The 16,432-nt window shown below is 68.2% G+C and carries 14 protein-coding genes and 6 pseudogenes; 7 read left to right on the forward strand and 13 right to left on the reverse strand.

Going from position 1 to position 16,432, the window contains the following annotated elements:
- The 3 genes from E2E34_RS35940 to E2E34_RS19425 form a co-directional block, all read left to right on the forward strand.
- Window positions 1-198: hypothetical protein (locus tag E2E34_RS35940; protein ID WP_208765277.1), on the forward strand; the 198-nt coding region annotated here is incomplete at its 5' end.
- An 837-nt stretch (window positions 199-1,035) separates the two neighbouring features.
- Window positions 1,036-1,218, forward strand: coding sequence for a hypothetical protein (locus E2E34_RS19420; RefSeq protein WP_138903193.1), 183 nt, complete (start codon window positions 1,036-1,038; stop codon window positions 1,216-1,218).
- Window positions 1,219-1,498: 280 nt separating this feature from the next.
- Window positions 1,499-1,735: a hypothetical protein gene (locus E2E34_RS19425; protein WP_138903194.1), complete on the forward strand. Its 237-nt coding sequence runs from the start codon at window positions 1,499-1,501 to the stop codon at window positions 1,733-1,735.
- 380 nt (window positions 1,736-2,115) lie between these two features.
- Here E2E34_RS19425 and E2E34_RS19430 read toward each other — a convergent pair whose 3' ends face one another.
- A complete protein-coding gene (locus E2E34_RS19430; RefSeq protein ID WP_138903195.1) occupies window positions 2,116-2,454 on the reverse strand; it encodes a helix-turn-helix domain-containing protein in 339 nt (112 codons plus the stop codon).
- A 1,751-nt stretch (window positions 2,455-4,205) separates the two neighbouring features.
- A complete protein-coding gene (locus E2E34_RS19440) occupies window positions 4,206-4,796 on the reverse strand; it encodes a TetR/AcrR family transcriptional regulator (protein WP_138903196.1) in 591 nt (196 codons plus the stop codon).
- 122 nt (window positions 4,797-4,918) lie between these two features.
- Between E2E34_RS19440 and E2E34_RS37020 the strand changes: the two genes are divergently transcribed.
- Window positions 4,919-5,575: an erythromycin esterase family protein gene (locus tag E2E34_RS37020; RefSeq protein WP_167518321.1), complete on the forward strand. Its 657-nt coding sequence runs from the start codon at window positions 4,919-4,921 to the stop codon at window positions 5,573-5,575.
- Window positions 5,557-6,261, forward strand: a complete 705-nt coding sequence (locus E2E34_RS37025; protein ID WP_167518322.1) for an erythromycin esterase family protein — start codon at window positions 5,557-5,559, stop codon at window positions 6,259-6,261. Before E2E34_RS37020 ends, E2E34_RS37025 begins: the two co-directional genes overlap by 19 nt.
- Before the next feature lie 162 nt (window positions 6,262-6,423).
- Here the strand turns inward: E2E34_RS37025 and E2E34_RS19450 are convergent.
- The 3 pseudogenes from E2E34_RS19450 to E2E34_RS36565 all read right to left on the reverse strand — a co-directional run.
- Window positions 6,424-6,901: pseudogene (locus tag E2E34_RS19450) on the reverse strand (HIT family protein).
- 82 nt (window positions 6,902-6,983) lie between these two features.
- A pseudogene (locus E2E34_RS19455) lies at window positions 6,984-7,079 on the reverse strand (IS5/IS1182 family transposase); the annotation flags it as partial.
- Window positions 7,080-7,291: 212 nt separating this feature from the next.
- A pseudogene (locus E2E34_RS36565) lies at window positions 7,292-7,431 on the reverse strand (zinc-dependent alcohol dehydrogenase); the annotation flags it as partial.
- A gap of 478 nt (window positions 7,432-7,909) precedes the next feature.
- Between E2E34_RS36565 and E2E34_RS19475 the strand changes: the two are divergent.
- Window positions 7,910-8,422: a hypothetical protein gene (locus E2E34_RS19475; protein WP_138903197.1), complete on the forward strand. Its 513-nt coding sequence runs from the start codon at window positions 7,910-7,912 to the stop codon at window positions 8,420-8,422.
- A 79-nt stretch (window positions 8,423-8,501) separates the two neighbouring features.
- On the opposite strand, the gene E2E34_RS19480 is transcribed toward E2E34_RS19475, so the two are convergent.
- The 6 genes and pseudogenes from E2E34_RS19480 to E2E34_RS19500 all read right to left on the reverse strand — a co-directional run bounded on the left by E2E34_RS19480 (window position 8,502) and on the right by E2E34_RS19500 (window position 14,170).
- Complete coding sequence (locus tag E2E34_RS19480; RefSeq protein WP_138903198.1) at window positions 8,502-9,263, reverse strand: transposase; 762 nt, start codon at window positions 9,261-9,263, stop codon at window positions 8,502-8,504.
- 525 nt (window positions 9,264-9,788) lie between these two features.
- On the reverse strand, window positions 9,789-11,102 hold the full coding sequence (locus E2E34_RS19485) for a low temperature requirement protein A (protein WP_138903199.1): 1,314 nt from the start codon (window positions 11,100-11,102) through the stop codon (window positions 9,789-9,791).
- A 233-nt stretch (window positions 11,103-11,335) separates the two neighbouring features.
- Window positions 11,336-11,503 (reverse strand): DUF8825 domain-containing protein, encoded by a 168-nt coding sequence (locus E2E34_RS37630; protein ID WP_500691566.1) that lies wholly within the window; start codon window positions 11,501-11,503, stop codon window positions 11,336-11,338.
- A 669-nt stretch (window positions 11,504-12,172) separates the two neighbouring features.
- The gene (locus E2E34_RS19490) at window positions 12,173-12,868 is read right to left on the reverse strand and encodes a hypothetical protein (protein ID WP_138903200.1); all 696 of its coding nucleotides are present in this window, start codon (window positions 12,866-12,868) and stop codon (window positions 12,173-12,175) included.
- 386 nt (window positions 12,869-13,254) lie between these two features.
- Window positions 13,255-13,557 (reverse strand): annotated as a pseudogene (locus tag E2E34_RS19495) (Scr1 family TA system antitoxin-like transcriptional regulator); the annotation flags it as partial.
- A gap of 265 nt (window positions 13,558-13,822) precedes the next feature.
- Window positions 13,823-14,170, reverse strand: coding sequence for a hypothetical protein (locus E2E34_RS19500; RefSeq protein ID WP_244315891.1), 348 nt, complete (start codon window positions 14,168-14,170; stop codon window positions 13,823-13,825).
- A 179-nt stretch (window positions 14,171-14,349) separates the two neighbouring features.
- Here E2E34_RS19500 and E2E34_RS19505 point away from each other — a divergent pair.
- Window positions 14,350-14,846, forward strand: a pseudogene (locus E2E34_RS19505) (transposase); the annotation flags it as partial.
- 69 nt (window positions 14,847-14,915) lie between these two features.
- On the opposite strand, the gene E2E34_RS19510 reads toward E2E34_RS19505, so the two are convergent.
- Together E2E34_RS19510 and E2E34_RS19515 are read right to left on the reverse strand one after the other, a co-directional pair.
- Window positions 14,916-15,227 carry a hypothetical protein gene (locus E2E34_RS19510; protein WP_138903201.1) on the reverse strand — a complete coding sequence of 104 codons (312 nt, stop codon included), beginning with the start codon at window positions 15,225-15,227 and terminating at the stop codon, window positions 14,916-14,918.
- 820 nt (window positions 15,228-16,047) lie between these two features.
- Window positions 16,048-16,387, reverse strand: a pseudogene (locus E2E34_RS19515) (hypothetical protein).
- Window positions 16,388-16,432 lie beyond the last annotated feature (45 nt).

Raw genomic sequence — 16,432 nt, forward strand, 5'->3', positions numbered from 1 at the left:
ATGATCGAGCCCTACGCACTGTCCGGCGACGCCCGCGAGTTCCACTGCCTGCCGTCAACCACCCAAGCCCAACGGTGCACCCTGTGCGGCGAACTGCGCTTCTACGAACCGGAAACCGGCGCCGACCGATGGCCAGAGCACGCCAGCTACTGCCCAGACGCCTCCCCCGCTCCCACCGCAGCCGGAGAATCCCTTTGAACGCCCGAGGAGGCGGCCCACCGGCACACGGCTCGTACCAGTCCTGCGACAGTCCCCACGTGCCGCCGCCCCCCGCCGCCGCGCGTACGTCGCCGGACCATGACGCGGCATGACGAAGTGAATCCCCCCGAGCCTTTCCACCACTGGCCCAGGCAGGCCCAAGCACCCGAGAAGCCAACGACCGGAGCAGCCAGGCTGGCGCGTGCACTGCGATGCGCGCGCCTCCTGCTCCTCACCCTGGCCACCCTCGCGGCCGTCCTGAGCTTCGCCACAGCACTGGCCCGCCTCCCCCTGCCCTGACAACAGACCCGCTCCAGTCAGCAACAGCCGAAAGCTCTGACGCAGCCACCCCGCCAAGCCCCACCGCCGTCCAGGAGAAATGCGGCGGGGACAGAGACGCGGTCGCGCCGGGGGCGACGTGGCCGAAGCGACTGGGCTCCCAGCCGCGAGCCCGTCATGCGGCCAGCAGGTCAGTCCTGCGGCTTGGCGTTCCTGTTCATGCCGGGTCTTGATGAGCGGGCTTGGTCGACTTCGGCTTCGCGCAGCTGTGCGCACCACCGGCACTCCTCGTGATCCTTCTGAGAAGTGTCGCGCCCAAAGGCGCCGAACAACCCTGCTGCGTTACGTCCGATGCGGTACTCATCGCGTGAGTGATTCATGCCGCAGCAAACGCCGCGGGCCACCGGACGCTACGGGCCCAGACCGTTCCCCCACACCGCTGTGACCAACGCGCCGAAACACTGTGATCACGTAACAGCCGCGCCACACGGCGCGCCGCAACCACCACCGCCCCAACCATGACCGCAACCCGTGTTCATAACTGGCGCCCGGATCAGCATGAGCACGGGAGGGTCGGGAAGTCGCCAAGGCTCCAGTGTTCGAGGGCACGAAGGACCCACCCCGCGGCCCGCCGGCCTCAACGGCCGCGGCGGCCTAGGCTGGCGCCTCAGCAACACCCTCGCCGAGCAGACCCTCTGCTACGACGACGGCAAGACCATCCACGCCCTGCTCTCCTGGTAGCCGAGAAGCAGAGACGACTGCCTCCCTAACGGGGTTCCTCGAGCACCGCTGTGCGGAGCTGCGAACACTCAGGGCCGGGGCGCGGGCTCGCGTACCCCAAGGGGTGCAGAACCGATTAACCACTAGGCCGAATTAGTTCAAATGCGACAACGCGGTCACCCGTTTGCCGCGCATCCCGCCCAACAGGCGTTCCGTTGGACGGATTATGACGAAGTTAAGTCCGTTGGTCACTCCAGGTCTCCACCCGCGCGGCGCGCGGAAGTCCGATCGCACGGTTCGGATGGGAGCCTGGACGTTCACGCCGACCGACGGGCACCCCATCTGGGGGACCGACGCGACCCTGCACGACGGCGAGCAGCGCGTCGCCCTGCGGCACTCCGCCGCCCTTCTCGAGCACCTCCTGGCCCAACTGGAGAGCATCGAGGCCAACCTCGGCGCCGGTGGCAATGGCCCGGGTGCGGATGAGGGACATGACCGTGACGCGCCGGGAGTCGGGGTCCCGTCGATGCGTAAGTAACATCCGTCCCCCACGGACCCGCCTGAGACACGGCACGCCACTACGGTGCTGGCGCAGCGGATGCGTGACGCGCACCGGGGCCTGTACAGAGCACTTCCACCGCCAAGCCGATCCTCGCGCCGTCGGTCCCCCGGCACTGTGCTTCATGCCGTCCTGCGCCTGACGCTGCAGACGCGCGGGGTGACGGGTCGTGTCGCTGCTGGTCGTTGGGCGGGGTGTTCCTGCCGGCATCCACGTCGGCGGCTCACACCAGGCGGCAATGGTGCGGTCCTGACCGTCGGCCGGTTCAAGGTAGCGAAGTTGCCCGGAACGCTTTGCGTCCCGGGCAGCGTGTGTGGGTGGCAGCCACGGACTCTGAGGAGCCGTAGGTCTCGGCCGTCTCAGGCCGCGGCCGTCGGGGTCGCCGCTTCGCCGGTGCGGCGGTGTTCGGCGTTGATGCGCTGGGCTTCTTCGAGCTGGTCCTCGAGCACGATGATGCGGCACGCGGCCTCGATGGGGATGCCCTGATCGACGAGCACTCGGGCCCGGGCGGCGATACGCAGCTGGTAGCGGGAGTAGCGGCGGTGACCACCCTCTGAGTGCAGCGGGGTGATGAGGCGGGCGTCTCCGAGGGCGCGCAGGAGGCTTGGGGTGGTGCCGATCATGTCGGCGGCCCGGCCCGTGGTGTAGGCGGGGTAATCGTCGTCGTCGAGACGGCCATATGAGTCGTCTGCGGTCATCGCACCTTCCTGTGGGGCATGCTGGAGGGGCCCTGGTGCCAATGGCACCAGGGCCCCGAAGGAACTGCTACACCATCTGCCGGCCCTGGTACTGCGCCGGCCTTCTGTTTCCGCGTGCCCGGCCTGGTTGCTGTCGGGGGTGCGGGGATCGCGGTTGCTTGACCGGAGACCACCTCACTATCGGATGTCCTGCGGTACCCGGGCTCAACGCTTTCCGCCCGGGCGATCCTGATGGCGCCTCGTTCCTCCGTTCTTCCCTCTGGGGTCAACTACCTACCAAAACGGGTACTGCGTACTGCTCTACTGCGTACTGCTGGTGATGCGAACTGCTCAGTGGCCTGTCACAGCGCCACCCTTTCGGCAGCCAGCCCCGTTGCCCGTCTTGCGTCTGCTCTGGCTTGGAACCCCACTGCCGAACCTCCCGGTGCGCGCGCCCGCAGCCGACGCCTTCACCGAGGTACCGCTCACTGACTTCACTGCTGGGTACTGCACCGCGTCAACTGCGGTACTGCTCACGGCGGCCCCTGATCACCGCGGGCCACCCGGTCCGGTCGTCAGTCCCGTCGCCGTCCTTCGACAACCCTGGCTTCGAAACTCCACCACCGCACCGCCCTGCGAACTACAACTGCGCGACTGCTGCCTGGCAGTTCATCTCTGCCAGGCCCTTCGGTCTCTCTGCGGTACGAGAGAAACCATAACCACACCACCACCCAATGTCTACTCCGACGAGCATAGATTTCTGTTCATGAGAGGCAGAGGTACTTGGCCTTGCAGCCCTCAGACGATTTTGACCGCTCCAGCCCCGACCCGACCAGCCACTAATCAGCGGACCAGGGCCGCGACACTGCCCCCCAGAGCGCGTCGAGCTGCTGCCCGCGATCGGGGCGCGGTGGGCGTAGAGGCAAAAGAACAGGCGGTCATCACCGTGAAGGCACGGAGGTGCCGCCCGGACCGGCTTCTTCGGCCGCCGGGCGCAGCACGTCCGGCGAGCCGAGCAGCGCGGTCGGCAGTGGCGCCCCAAGAGGTGCGGGAACAGCGTGGCGCGGACGGCGGCTGCGACGTTGGTCGCCTGATCGGCCGGACGGCGTGTCCGGTGGGAAATCACCTCAGAACGGCTCGTCCGACCACTGGACGGAGTACCTTGAAAGTACCGGGAGTAAGTCGAGCACCCGCTCCCACGCGGACGTCGTTTCCGGCGATCAAGACACTGGGCTGCCCTGCAGGGCGGCTCGGAGACGGGTCCGCGAGACGAGTGGAAGTGGGCCGCCCACGACTTGGCCCCTGAGATCGCCAAGGCGCTCGGCGTCAGCCCGCTCGCCCTGACGCCGAGCACATCGGTACGCGGAATCGGCGTACTGGCCCTGACTCCGTACGGCGTCGCCCACGGCGTCCCGCCGGGTGCCCCAGCGCACGTCCGGTGTGGAGAAGCGTGACCGGCAACCTGGAGAGCGCCACCGCGCCTTCAGTGTGATCACCTGCTGTAGGGGCCCACGAGCCCTCTCCGATCCCATGGCCCAGCCGCTTGCATTCGTGGCTCCCCGCTCCAGCCGCGACTCGCAGCCGACGTGGTCCGGGGACGACGCGAAGTAGTACCAGCCCGCGAAGCGGCGTCGTGACGGCAAGGACGACGTACAGGCTTCTGGACGGGAGGGCCCCGGACCAGCGACGCCCTCGGCGAAGCGCAGCAGAGAAGCGGCCGCACACCGTGATGCAGCAGGCTGCCCGTCGGTGTCCGGCGATCGGGTCCTTGGCTACTCGTGTGCGTCGACGATGCCGGTGAGGGCGCGTAGACCCGCGACGATTTCAGAGGCGTCAGGAGCCTGGTCAGGGTCGGTTAGCCACTGCGTCATCAGGCCGGTGAACAGGGCCATCTGCGCGGCGCCCAGGGTGCGGGCGGCGGTGTCGCCGACCTCGTCCTCGGGTGTGCCGAGCAGCAGCGCGGCCAGGCCCTGGCGGCCCTGGGCCTGACTTCCGGCCAGGTAGCGGCGCAGATCGTTGGAGTGTTCCGCCTGGAGCAGGGCTTCGAGCGTGGCCAGCCACAGCGTGCGGTCGTCCTGGAAGGACTTGATGATCGCGGCCCACATCGCCTCGTAGCGCACGGCCGGGCTTCTTCCGGCTTCGCCATAGGAGGCCAGAGTGCGACCGATCCGTGTGCCCCACTCGTCGATCGCCTCGATGAGAGCGGCGTTCAAGAGCGCCTCACGGGAGCCGAAGTGGTAGCCAATGGCCGCCATGCTCACGCCGCCGGCGGCCGTCACGATGTCGCGCACCGTGGTTCGGGCCCAGCCCTTCTCCTCCAGGCAGTGCCTGGCCCCCGCCAGTAGATCCTCGCGATTTCCCATGCCGAGAACGCTACCTGATGCATTGCACGAAAGCATGAGGCGCACGAATGAGACGTTCGTCTTGCGCAAGCGCCCAAACTCTGACTACTGTCGCGCCATACCCACCACTCGAGGGAGACGCCATGAGCCACGCCCGCCCCGTCACACGCCGCCGGCTGCTCAGCCTGGCCACTGCCACCGCCCTCGCGTCGAAGGCCCTCGGCATCGGCACCGCCGCAGCGGGCACCTCCTCGGCCGCCGAGCCGCTCGACGCCCTGAACCGCAGCGCGCGGCCCCTGAGCGACCTCAATGCGCTCAGCCGCATGGTCGGCGGCGCCCGCGCTGTGGGCCTGGGCGAGGCCAGCCACAGCGCCCACGAGTTCTTCACGCTCAAGCAGCGGCTCTTCCGCCATCTCGTCGCCACCAAGGGCTTCACCACCCTCGCCCTGGAGGCGAGTTGGAGCACCGGCCTTCGCCTGGACTCCTACGTCACTCGCGGCATCGGCGATCCCGCGCAGATCATGCAGGACGAGTTCCAAGGCCAGTACGTCTTCTGGAACACCCAGGAGTACCTCGACCTCATCCACTGGATGCGCCGTTACAACATCACCCACCCCGACCGGCCGCAGCTGCGGTTCGTGGGCAACGACCTCGGCTATGCCGGACCCGACGCCTTCGGCCACGTCACCGACTACCTCGCCGCACACCGCCCCGACCTGGCCAAGCGCATCGGCGACCTCTACGCCGGACTGAAGCCAGCAGCCGGAACGCAAGCGGGACCGTGGAGGTCGGCCAGCTGACCAAGGACCTTCCAACACGCCGCACCGAGGCCGACCGGGCCGACGCCGCCGTGACGCTGCTCCGCGACCACGGCCGCCCCCGCGCCACGGACCGCGACACCGAGCGGGCGTACGCCTGGGCCCTGCAGAACGCCACCGCCATCGCCCAGAGCTTCACCGGCTACGCCTTCCCCGATGACCAGTTCCCCGAGCGCATGCGCTACCGCGACCGTGCCATGGCCGTCAACACCGCTTGGTGGCTGCGACACGAGAGCGGCCGCATCCTGCTCGCCTCCAACAACGGCCACGTCGCCTACACCAGCGACAACCCGGCTGAGTTCCCGCAACCCACTGGTGCCTTCCTGCGCGCACAACTCGGCCCGGACTATGTCAACATCGGGCTGACCTTCAACCAGGGCACCGTCAACGCCCTGCCCGACCTCACCGCCCAGCAGCCCAAGGCATACACCGTCACACCCGCCCCGAAGGGGTACAACGAGTACACCCTCGACAGGCTCCGCTACCGCGACTTCAGCATCGACCTGCGCACCGCGCCCCCAGCGGCCCGCACCTGGCTCGCCGAAGCCCGCCCCACCCGCTCCTACGGCCTGTACTGGTCGACCGACGCCCCGGCAACCGCCCTCGGCCGCTCCTACGACATCCTCATCCACCTCCACCAGGTCGAAGCCGCCCACATCCTCCGGTGACTCAACAGGCGGCGGGAGCCGGGCTCCGAAAGTGGTCACAGACGATTGACCACCACCCCGTCCCTGGCCAGACGGAAAGGGAGCACGCGCCGGCGGTAAGCATCGGCTGACCGTCACCGATCAGCGGGCCCGCTGACCTGACGGTCGGCGGGCCCTCAACAGTCAGGTCCCCGATCGCAGCCGGTCCAGCTCGCTGCCGATCGTTTCCCGCAGTACGTCGTGCTGCGGACCGAGCCTGAACTGCTCGTCACTCCACTGTTCACGCGGATAGAACCACACAGGCTTGCCCACCACATCGGCCGGCTCCCATTCGAACCGGGGCCAGACATGCGCATGCAAGAACGGGTCCGTGTTCCCCAAGATCTCCAGGTTGACTCGTCGGAAAGCCGGGTCCAGCCGCCGACAGGCACGCTCGACGGCTTCACCGAGCTGATCCATGTCAGACAGGAACGACAGTCGCTTCCCTCGGCAGGCCCGACAGCCGCTGCACACCCGGGTCGTCCACCAGTAGAACCGAGTAGCCCGGCAGGAACTGAACATCCCCGATCACCGCGAACCCCGACGTTAACCGTCGCAGCACGGTCGGGTTCTCGCCCCTCAACGCAGCCCCAATCCGGTCCATCCGCCAGTCACCAGTCACCAGTCATGGCCAAAACCTACTTTCTGGTGATCAAGGACCGCTCTTCGATCCCATCCTCCTCACACACCTTTAAGACCGTGTCCTACATGGTGAGGTTGCGGAAGCGTTTGTAGCAGCAGATGGCGGCTGCCAGCCCAAGAAATGCCAGGTAGTTGCCCGGGTGTTGCTCGTAGCGTGCTCGGCTGTCGAGGAGCACATCGAGGGTGTCGGGAAGTGTGCTGCGGGCCCGCAGGCCCGTGGGCAGCCGGGAGGCGTCGAGACCGTCACGCCTGGCGATGAGAATGCCGAGTTCGTGACGGCTCACAGCGTCAGGCCCTGCGACATGGTGGATACCGGCCGCGTCAGAAGGGCGGCGGCCAAGTCGTCGACGTGCACTGGGCAGCGGATGTCCAGCGGGAGTTCGCCGGGCCGGCAGTGGATGCCGGCGGAATCGCAGACGCCCTTCGGCGCGAGGACTGGACCGCGAGCGCGAGCTGGTCGACGCGGCCGGTGGCCTCGACGACGATGTCGAATCCGTGCCGGATCGGCTGTGGAGCCCTCACCCCACACGTCCGGTCCTTCGCCCGGATGCTCACTGAGCACGAGGGCGAGCGATTACCCGAGTGGCTCGACGTCGTTCGGCAAGACCACACCCTCGCCGCAGGCATCGACCGCTACCGGGACGCAGTCATCGCTGGCCTCACCCTGCCCTGGAGCTCCGGAGTCGTCGAGGGCCACGTCAATCGGATCAAGATGCTCAAGCGCCAGATGTTCGGCCGCGCAGGGTTCAACCCCCGCGCAAGCGCGTCCTGTTGTCGTGACAGACAGAGGTGATTCCCGACTACAGCACGTGAGCCTTACTTGAAGGTGCCCATATGATCGTCGGGCTGGTCGCTTGCCATCGAAGGGAGAGCAGTGTTGCGGGCCAAGAGGGCAATCCGGGGTTTATGCCTGATCGGGGCGGCGGTGGCCCTGTTCGGGTGCGGATCGGGAGACGACGCCGGGGGACCCGGCGCGACCCGGGACGTCATGCCTTCGCCTGAGTCCTCCAGAACTCTGGGCAAGGAACAAGTGCGAGCGGCGCTGCCGGAGGCGGGCGACGTGCCTGCGGGCTGGGAGAAGTCCGGCACGTTGCGTCTCTTGGGGGCTTCTCCGGAGAAGGGTTTGGTGGCCCTGGGCACACAGGGCTACGCCGCGACCGACCTCGAAGGCATCGTGGGATTTGGTGTCCAGTCCTTCCAGACCCGGGCTGACGCCATCGAGGGGTACACGATGGTGAAGTCCCAGCTGGCTAGCGCCCAGATCGGACCCGTGCAGATCCCGGACGCTGATGCAGCATTCGCGGCCTCATACTGCCAGGGCAAGGATCGCTGCAGCACCCGGATCACCGTTCGTCTGGACTCCGTCGTCGCTTACGTGAACATCAACACGGATGGTCCGGCCGCTGCCGATGCCAAGATCCTCAATTCTGTTACCCGCATGCTCGCTCAGCGCGTCCGGCAGGCACAGAGCGGGCAGACACCATCGGCAAGAGCAGTGTGAAGCCTGCGAGCGTCTGACTCTCCGCAGCCACATCACAGAAGTTGGCTCTGTCGCCAATGTGGGGGTAGCGGCCTCTTGATCATGGTGAGAGCAGCATGCGGCGTCGCATGAGATCGAAGTTGGCGCGGCCGTACATCTGTCTCTTCAGTAGCTTGATCCTGGTGACGTTGCCCTTGACTGCTCCGGACGTGTAGGTCGTGGTGAGGGCGGCCTGGATGGCCGTGCGGTCGCGCCGCATGCCGTTGGCCCGGGTGCGGAGTTCGCGTTGTCCGTCGAGGCGAACGTCAGCGATCCAGACATCGAGGGCGAGGTGTTCACTGCGGCGGTCGCGGACCATGAGTGCCAGGCGGCGTGCGTACTCGACAGTCGTCGCCAGCGCGGGGTTCCGCTCGCACAGCTCGTCGAGGCCTTTTCTCTCGACATCGGTGAGGTGCTTGGGCCGGCGCATGGTCCAGTCGGTGCCCCTGCGGACGGTCAGGTGTGGCAAGGGGGCGGTGGCCGGGATCGCACTGTTGCGGTAGGGCTTCAGATGCCGGCGGACGGTGTTGACGTCGCCGCGGTAGCCCAGCCGCTGGGTTTCCCGAGTGAGCACGGAAGCGTTGGTGCAGCCTTCCATCCAGCGGTGGTGCAGGTAGAGGCGGTAGTCGTCGATCAGGGTGGGTCGGTGGATGGCTGCGAGGAGAAGTTCATCGACTTCCGCGGCGTGTGCGAAGCGGTTGACCGTGCCGCGGCTGAGCTGGAGGTCTCGTGCGATGGCGTGAAGGCTGTCGCCGCGTTCGATGCGTTCGTGGATCTGTTGGTGGCGTTCGCGGGAGTCTTGGTGACGGGGACCGTGGACCACATCTCCTTCTTCATCACGCTGTCGAGGTCGGCGAGCAGCCGCGTGGCGGAGTCCGTGAGCGTCGGCAGCTCCTGCCGCGCCAACTCGACCACCGGGCGCCAGTCTCGCCGGAGCTCGACCAGCCTCTCCTGCCCAGGGGTCGCCACGTGCTCGGAGACAGGGCGGCGTGAGGCACGCGGGGACACCTCCGACGGACGCAGGCTGGTGGGCGCCGGGACCGGTGGACCGAACCACAGCTGCGTTCCGAACCGGGCGAAGTCCCCTGGGCCATAGTTGGCCACGTGCCAGCGGCAGCCGCAGCAGTACCCGCCGGCGAGCGGTAGACCGGCACGGCGGCAGCGGCCGCACGCTGGCGAAGGGACTGCTCGGGCGCCTCGCTTCTTCGCGAAGTAAGCGCAGGGCTCACAGGTGACCCTCACTTTCGCAGCGAACCAGCAGCCGCACTGCTGGCAGGACCTCGGTGTGATCGCCCGGGGCGGCCAGACACGTCTTGTGGTCCACGATGTCCGTGTGCGCTGGGGGCGGTCAGGTTCGCGGGGCTCTGGCAGCGGTCTGAGCATCTGCGCCCGCAGCAGGAGCTCGTGCGGACGCCCACCGCGCGTACAGCAGATGGGCAAGGACCTCCGCTGTCAGCAGCCCCACCACTTGCCAGGGCGCGAGGTGTCTGGCGAACGCGATGACCGCCAGCGGGACGCCGATGCCCGGGCCGGCCCAGGTTGCCACGATCCACAGGCGGCGTCCGAAACGCAGGGAGATGGCCGCGTGCGCGGCATGGTAGAGCGCCAGACCACCGGCGAGCGCGACCACCGCACCGTGGGCGAGATGGGTATGCCCTTGTCCTGCCTCCTCCACCGCGGTGGCCAGGCCGCCCGCCATGGCGACGACGGCAGCCGTGACGAAGAAGTGGAGAAAGCCCGTGACGTCCCTGGCCAGCGGGAACGCCCGCCGCTCCGTCGCCGCGCCCAGCACGTGTTCCGCCGCGGCCGATCCGAAGTCGAAGTACGACCACCACAATGCGGCAAGCATGACGAAACCGATGAGCGCGACCCAGCCCGCGGCTGCCGTCCACTCTGCGTCCAGTGAGGTGATCAGTCCGATGACCGACTCACCGAACACAATGATCACGAAGAGCCCCACCCGCTCAACCAGGTGCCCGACGTGCAGCCTGCGCGGCATCCCGCCGGGCCGAGCCGTTAGCAGTACTCCGATCTCGGCGGCGAGCAGCCCGGCCCACATCACGAACCGCCAGGGAGTCGGCACCAGAACCGACGCGACCCACCCGACTGCCGAGGCCAGACAGTAGAACAACGGCCGCCACCTCGGTACGAGGGCTCCTCCGGGGACGATCGCGCGGCGGGTGGAGGGCCACCAGAGACCCAGCAGAACGAGGCGGGAACCCGCGTAGCCGAGGGCGTACGCGGCGGAACGTTCATCCGTGGCCTCGGTCACGGCGACGGTCATCACCGCCAGGCACAGCATGGCGGTGAGCATCAGGAGTCGCCGGCGTGTGGAGTCCTCATCAAAGATGTTCGCCGCCACGGTCAGGTTGATCCACGTCCACCAGGGCGGGAAGTACAGCGCCAAGAAGACCGCGAAGTCGGCCGGCCCCGGATCGCCGTGCAACGAGTGCGCGAGCTGAGCGGCCAGCGCCACGAACACCAGGTCGAAGAACAGCTCCAGCCACCCCGCGTGCCTGCTGCGCTCGGCCGCCGGTGTCGCGCCGAAGGCTGGTTCAGGGGACCCGAATTCTCTCATAGCACCAGATACCACCACAGAGGTTTCCCAGCGGTCATCCTCCTCCGTCCGTGGGATCGCCGATTCTTCTTCGAGTTCGAGCACGTGCGACCGTCCGCAGCCCGGCTGCCTGGACGAACCAGTCGGCAGCTCCGCCACCGGCCACGGTCACTGTGCACCGCTCACCCGGCGCTGAGCACTCTTGAAGGCCTGCACACCGCGGACGAAGCCCTGGTCTCCTGGCAGGCAGAGACCGCTCTTACGTCCACCGGGGGACGCAGCACTACCTCTGTCTACGACGGGCACCGCCGGACCGCGACCGGGCGGAACGCGCATCGCTATGCCGCTTCGGCCCGGCCCACGTCGGCGTCCTGCTCGTGCACATGTTTCAGCGCCATCCGCTGATCCACCCTCTTACCGACCTCGACCGTCTCCCAGTACGGATGCGTCGACACCACAGGCCGGCTGGCGACTTGCTGGTGACGGAACAGCCCGCCCCGCGGCATTGGTGTGCTCGGGCATGATCGCGCTTGCGACCCCTCTTGGGCTGTGCGTCGGAGACGAACCGCACCTCGGTCGGATGGGCCGCGTTCCAGTCCTCGGCGCAGACCTTGTGGAGCACCTCCGCCTTGTGAGAGCCGGCGAATCGGGGTTGGCCGGGGCCTCTGGCCGGCCGCGCTGCCCCGCACCCGGCCAGGCTTCGGAGGCCACTTCTGAGTCAGTCAACGAGGCCTTCTCCCCCATCACGAGCGGCGCGTCCGCGGGGCCCTTGATGTACGGGCCTCGCCAGATCACGCGGTGCTCCTGCCTGCTCGGGTACCACTGGCGGACCTTGTGCATCCGGACCGGCCAGCGCCGGTTATCGACCCGCTCCCTGCCTGTGCTCTCCGAGTCGGTGCGTTGGGCGGGGATCTGGTGAGTGAGCCGCACGATGCGGATGTCGCGGTCAGTGGTCGAGGCGGTGGTGTCCTGGCGGGAGGACGTTCTACGGGGGGCGACCGGCCCGATGGTGGTAGTGCCGTGAGAGGCAAGGCGCCAGAAGGCGAACATGTATCGGGCGGCGAAGTCGTCGTTGATGTCTTCGATCCGGCCACCGTCCCATTCGCCGATATCGGAGGGTGTGTTGGGGCGGGCCACCTGGTTGAGCGCTTGGTTGAGCTGGCGGTGTTCGGTGTTCAGGCTGGCGAGGTCGGCGTCGCTCTTGTCGGCTTGGCGCGGTCACCTCTCAGGCCGTACATGCCGTCGGGTACGAAGGGCGGTAGAGGCGTGTGGTTGGCGCGGGCCTGGGCCACCACCATGCGCCACTCTGCGGGCTGGACCGGTCCGTCTCTGTCCATGAAGGTCGTGAGCTGGACTCCGGGATAGGTGGAGGTGGGTAACACCTGATGCTGGGTGATGAACTGCCATCCGAACGCCACCGTGTCGGAGATGCCGCCGCCGCGGTTGACGAGAACGACGGGCTCTGGGAGCACTACGAACCCGATGGGGGTGTGGATGTCGTTGTCCCGGTCCAGAGTGGTGACGTCGGCGGGCTCCAGCGTGGAGGCAGCCGCCATCACCGCCGCATGAGCCCCGGGCGAGATCACGCACACGTCGGCCTGCTCTAGGGCCTGCACGATCTGGCGGATCTGCCAGTCAGTGGCCTGCTGAGGTCCTGCCGGCCATGGCGGGGCCAGTCCCTGCTTGCCCAGCATCATGGCGAAGGACATGCTCTCTCGGTCGCGCACAGCTACGGTGCTGCGATTGAGGACCGTGCGTAACTCGGTCATCCGGTTGGTGTTGTTCTGCAGCATCATGGCGCGTACGAAGGGGTTGCCGGGCAGCAGGTCCAGCGTTTGACGCCGCCGCCGGTGCGCCTCTCTGGCCGCCACCGCAGCCGTCCAACCCGACGTCTCCTCCCGGGTCCGCTGCTTCCTCGATCGACTCGCCTTCCCCATCCGTCCCCCTGGTCGGCCGTGCCTTCTGAGCGTTCCGTGGAAGCCATACCCGCCGGCTCCCCCACCGACGCGCGGCAGGAGACGCGCGGGCATGTCCAAAGTGTCCGGGCGCGCAGGTCGAGGACCGGGACGGTGCGCCCGCCGCACTCGTACTCGAGGTCGGCCCGCCCCACGCGTCACCTGCCCGGCGGTCGGCAGCGCGGGCGCGGCCTCGGTGACCGCCCTGGCGTACTGCGCGCGGTCGCGCGGCAGGATCCCGACCCGGCGCGAGAGGTCGGAACCGTCTGACTGGGCTTCTGTCTGACCTTTGTCGCGAGGTGTCAGGGCGGGTTCAGGGGCGCGCGCCGGGCGGCGTTGATGACGTGGTGGGCGTCGGCCCCGTACACGGCGGATTCCCGGAGCGTCCTCCAGGTCCGCAGGTAGAGGGCGAGGGTGTCGGCGTCATCCAGCCAGAGTTCGGCGTGCCAGGTCTCGGTGACGACCTGGCGGTCATCGTAGATCCAGAAACCCAGGCCGGGCGGGACTTTCAGGGACGCGGTGAGCGGCACGATGCCGAGTTCCACGGTGTCCATGCCGATGACGCCGGTCAGGCGGTCGAGCTGGGCGGCGAGCACCGAGGGCGGACGACTGGTGAGCGGCGGTGAGACCGGCGCCAGGACCCGGGGCCGCACGAGCGGGCCCGGGGCCCTTCGCGGTCCGGGGCCAGGGCACCGCCCCCAAGCCCCACACGCACTGAGCACGCATCTCGTCGACGAACCGGGTAGAGCCGCAGATGCAGACAATTTCAGGTCGGTCGGGCACAGCTCAGCCCTTCGCTCGAACAGGACACCGCCAGCGGCGTGCACGTTGGTACCGCATCGGCAGGATGCTAGGGGGTTGACCGGCCGGTCAACCGTCGGCTCGTTCCTTCTCGATCGCATTCATCCTGCGGACCGTGTCGATCTGCGTGCGGATCATCGTGTCGAACAGGGCCTCCGGATCGCCGTCGGGTCCGGCGTTCGCAGCCAGCAACGAGGCGACTTGGCTGGCGAGGACGGTGACCACGTCGGCCGTCCCCACCGGGCCGCGGACCTCGATCAGTTTGCGCACGGCGTCGTCGATGCGGTCCATGGCCTCCTCGCCCTGGAGGAACAACCCGAGCCGGTCGGCGAGGAACATGCGTACGACCGCCACACCGTCGGCCAGGGCGGTGTCCACGTTGAAGTCGGCGCGGGCCTTCTCCGACTCCTTGAGCACGGCCGGAATCGTGTACGTCCGCTGCTCCGGGATGAGGCCCTCCGTTCGCCACTTCGCGTACGGGATGGGGCCGACGGCGTCACGGCGTGCTCGGTGTTCGTTGGTCGGGCGGCCGCCCGCGGTGCGGCAGGCCAGCCCTGCGGCTGCCTTGCAGGTCGGGCATTCGACATGACGCTTCCAGCCTCGGCAAGCAGATGCTCGCCCTCCTGGTGCAACTGGAGGCGGCCTGCACGGCTGCCGACGACCTCGCCGAGGCGGTCGAAGACGCTTTCCCTCAGCACCCGGACGCTGAGATCATCCTCAGCTTCCCCGGCCTCGGCGTCCAGCTCGGCGCCCGGGTGTTTGCCGAGATCGGCGACGACCGCAATCGCTTTGCCGACGCCCGCGGCCTGAAGGCATACGCAGGCTCCTGGCCCATCACCAGAGCCTCTGGGGGAAGAAGTCGAGCGTCTCTCGGCGGTGGGTGAAGAACGACCGGCTCAACCACGCCGGCTACCTCTGGGCCTTTGCCGCCATCACTCGCTCACCCGGCGCCAAGGAGCACTACCGGCGGCGCCGCGACCACGGGGACTGGCACTCTGCGGCTCAGAGGAACCTCTTCAACCGCATGATCGGACAGCTCTACTGCTGCCTACAGCACAACAGGACCTATGACGAGGCCGTGGCCTTCCCCTAGGGCGGTGCCGCCGCACAGGCAGTTGCAGCCTGAACCATCGAGCCGGACGTAGGGTGCGCACTCGTGGTGCTATTTCCTCCGGCTCGCCTCGACCATGAAGGCGGCTATCAGGCAGGCCGCGACCGCGGCCACCGAGCCGAAGAAAATCCCCTCGAAGACCAAGCCGTTCGCGCCCTCAACCATGCCATCTTCATGCATACTAGACTTTTCGAAAGGGAAGCTGGTCGTACGCAGAGCCTCGCAGTGGTTCTGCAGGTCCTCATTCACCACGCTCGCCTTGATCCAGGACAGAGCCCACACGAGAAAGAAGATCCCGGCGAAGGCGCACGCGGCGCCCCACAGCCGGTTCAGTTGAGCATCACGCGTGCCGGTTCTCGTCATACGGCGGAGCCTACTGGCGGACACTCCAAGCGGTCCGCCTGTTCGACCGCCTCCAGCAGCCGACTTGACCCGCTAACCGGCTGACGTGTCTCGTATCGGCGCATGACGTCCAATTCCTCTCTGTGTTGAGGGCCGGGTGAGGGAGAGCAGCGCGTCAGCGTGCTCGAATGGGTCGATGTGCCCGACGGGTTCGGAGTGGGTCTGGCGGAGGGAGGCGAGGGCGTGCCACATGTCCCCCGCATCGCTGTGCACGGGCCCGGTGTTGCTCTGCTTGGTTCGTCTCATGGCTCCGGTGTACGTACGGCGAGGAGGCGTCGAGTGGCTCCGGGCCTTCGCGTCCCAGGCGGTGGCGCCACGACTTCGGGAGCCGTCCCGCCACGTGATCCGGGCGCTGGGCAAGCCCTCCGTGTCGAGGGCTTGCCCAGCAGAAGCCGTGACCGGTCGGTGGGCCGGCCGTGACCGATCCGTCTCCCGCGATAGGTCAACCCGCACGTCAGCGCCGTGACCGGTCCATGCAACTCTCGGCCGAGGCGGTGACCGGTCATCGGTCACCCGTCATCGGTCAGTCGGCCCTGGCCGGGGTGGGCAAGCCGGTGTTCGGGCGGCTTGCCCAGGCTCCCCTTGGGCTTGCCCAGCGCCGGTCAGCGGCCGGCCGCTTCGGGGTAGCGGGCGCGGCGCCGGTGCGGGTCGTCGACGCCGATCTCGTGCCAGGGCTCGCCGCGCTGGAGCCGGGGCAGGGTGTTCACGCGGTGGAGTCCACTCGATGGGATGTACCCCGTGTCGACTCCGGGCGGTCACTCGGTGGACGTGTCCGGCATCGTCACCACAGCCAGGCCTTCGAGTGCCGCATCCGGGACAGGGCGCGGGCGTCGCGGCGCGCGGCGGCGTTGCAGATCCGGTTCTGCCGGGAGCGGGGCCGGCGCGACTGCGAGGCGGCGCTTCCCTGCTTCCTGGAGTCGCTTCCGCTGCTTGCGCAGTTCCGCCTTGTTCGCCGCCTTCGACTTCGGCTTCCGGGGGCGCTTCCAGATCGGCTGCCACCCCTGGGGCTCGTCGGGGTCGGGCTCCTGGTCCTCGTTGAGCGCGGCGGCCATCTCCGGGCGGGCGGCGCGGGCGCGGGCGAGGGCTTCGTCTGGGTTGGGGCGTTCTTCCGGGGTGTTCACGTGACTCCTCCTGTGGTTCGGCCCGGGGTGTGCTGGGTGCCGGGT

It is taken from the genome of Streptomyces albidochromogenes (assembly GCF_005981925.1).
Taxonomy (GTDB): Bacteria; Actinomycetota; Actinomycetes; order Streptomycetales; family Streptomycetaceae; genus Streptomyces; species Streptomyces albidochromogenes.

Excerpts from the sequence above, each read along its gene's own strand:
- E2E34_RS19425 (WP_138903194.1), top strand. The coding sequence starts at position 1,499 with ATGGGAGCCTGGACGTTCACGCCGACCGACGGGCACCCCATCTGGGGG.
- E2E34_RS19420 (WP_138903193.1), top strand. The coding sequence starts at position 1,036 with ATGAGCACGGGAGGGTCGGGAAGTCGCCAAGGCTCCAGTGTTCGAGGG.
- E2E34_RS19440 (WP_138903196.1), bottom strand. The coding sequence starts at position 4,796 with ATGGGAAATCGCGAGGATCTACTGGCGGGGGCCAGGCACTGCCTGGAG.
- E2E34_RS19430 (WP_138903195.1), bottom strand. The coding sequence starts at position 2,454 with ATGACCGCAGACGACTCATATGGCCGTCTCGACGACGACGATTACCCC.
- E2E34_RS37630 (WP_500691566.1), bottom strand. The coding sequence starts at position 11,503 with ATGCCGCGGGGCGGGCTGTTCCGTCACCAGCAAGTCGCCAGCCGGCCT.
- E2E34_RS19475 (WP_138903197.1), top strand. The coding sequence starts at position 7,910 with ATGCCTTCGCCTGAGTCCTCCAGAACTCTGGGCAAGGAACAAGTGCGA.
- E2E34_RS19510 (WP_138903201.1), bottom strand. The coding sequence starts at position 15,227 with ATGACGAGAACCGGCACGCGTGATGCTCAACTGAACCGGCTGTGGGGC.
- E2E34_RS37020 (WP_167518321.1), top strand. The coding sequence starts at position 4,919 with ATGAGCCACGCCCGCCCCGTCACACGCCGCCGGCTGCTCAGCCTGGCC.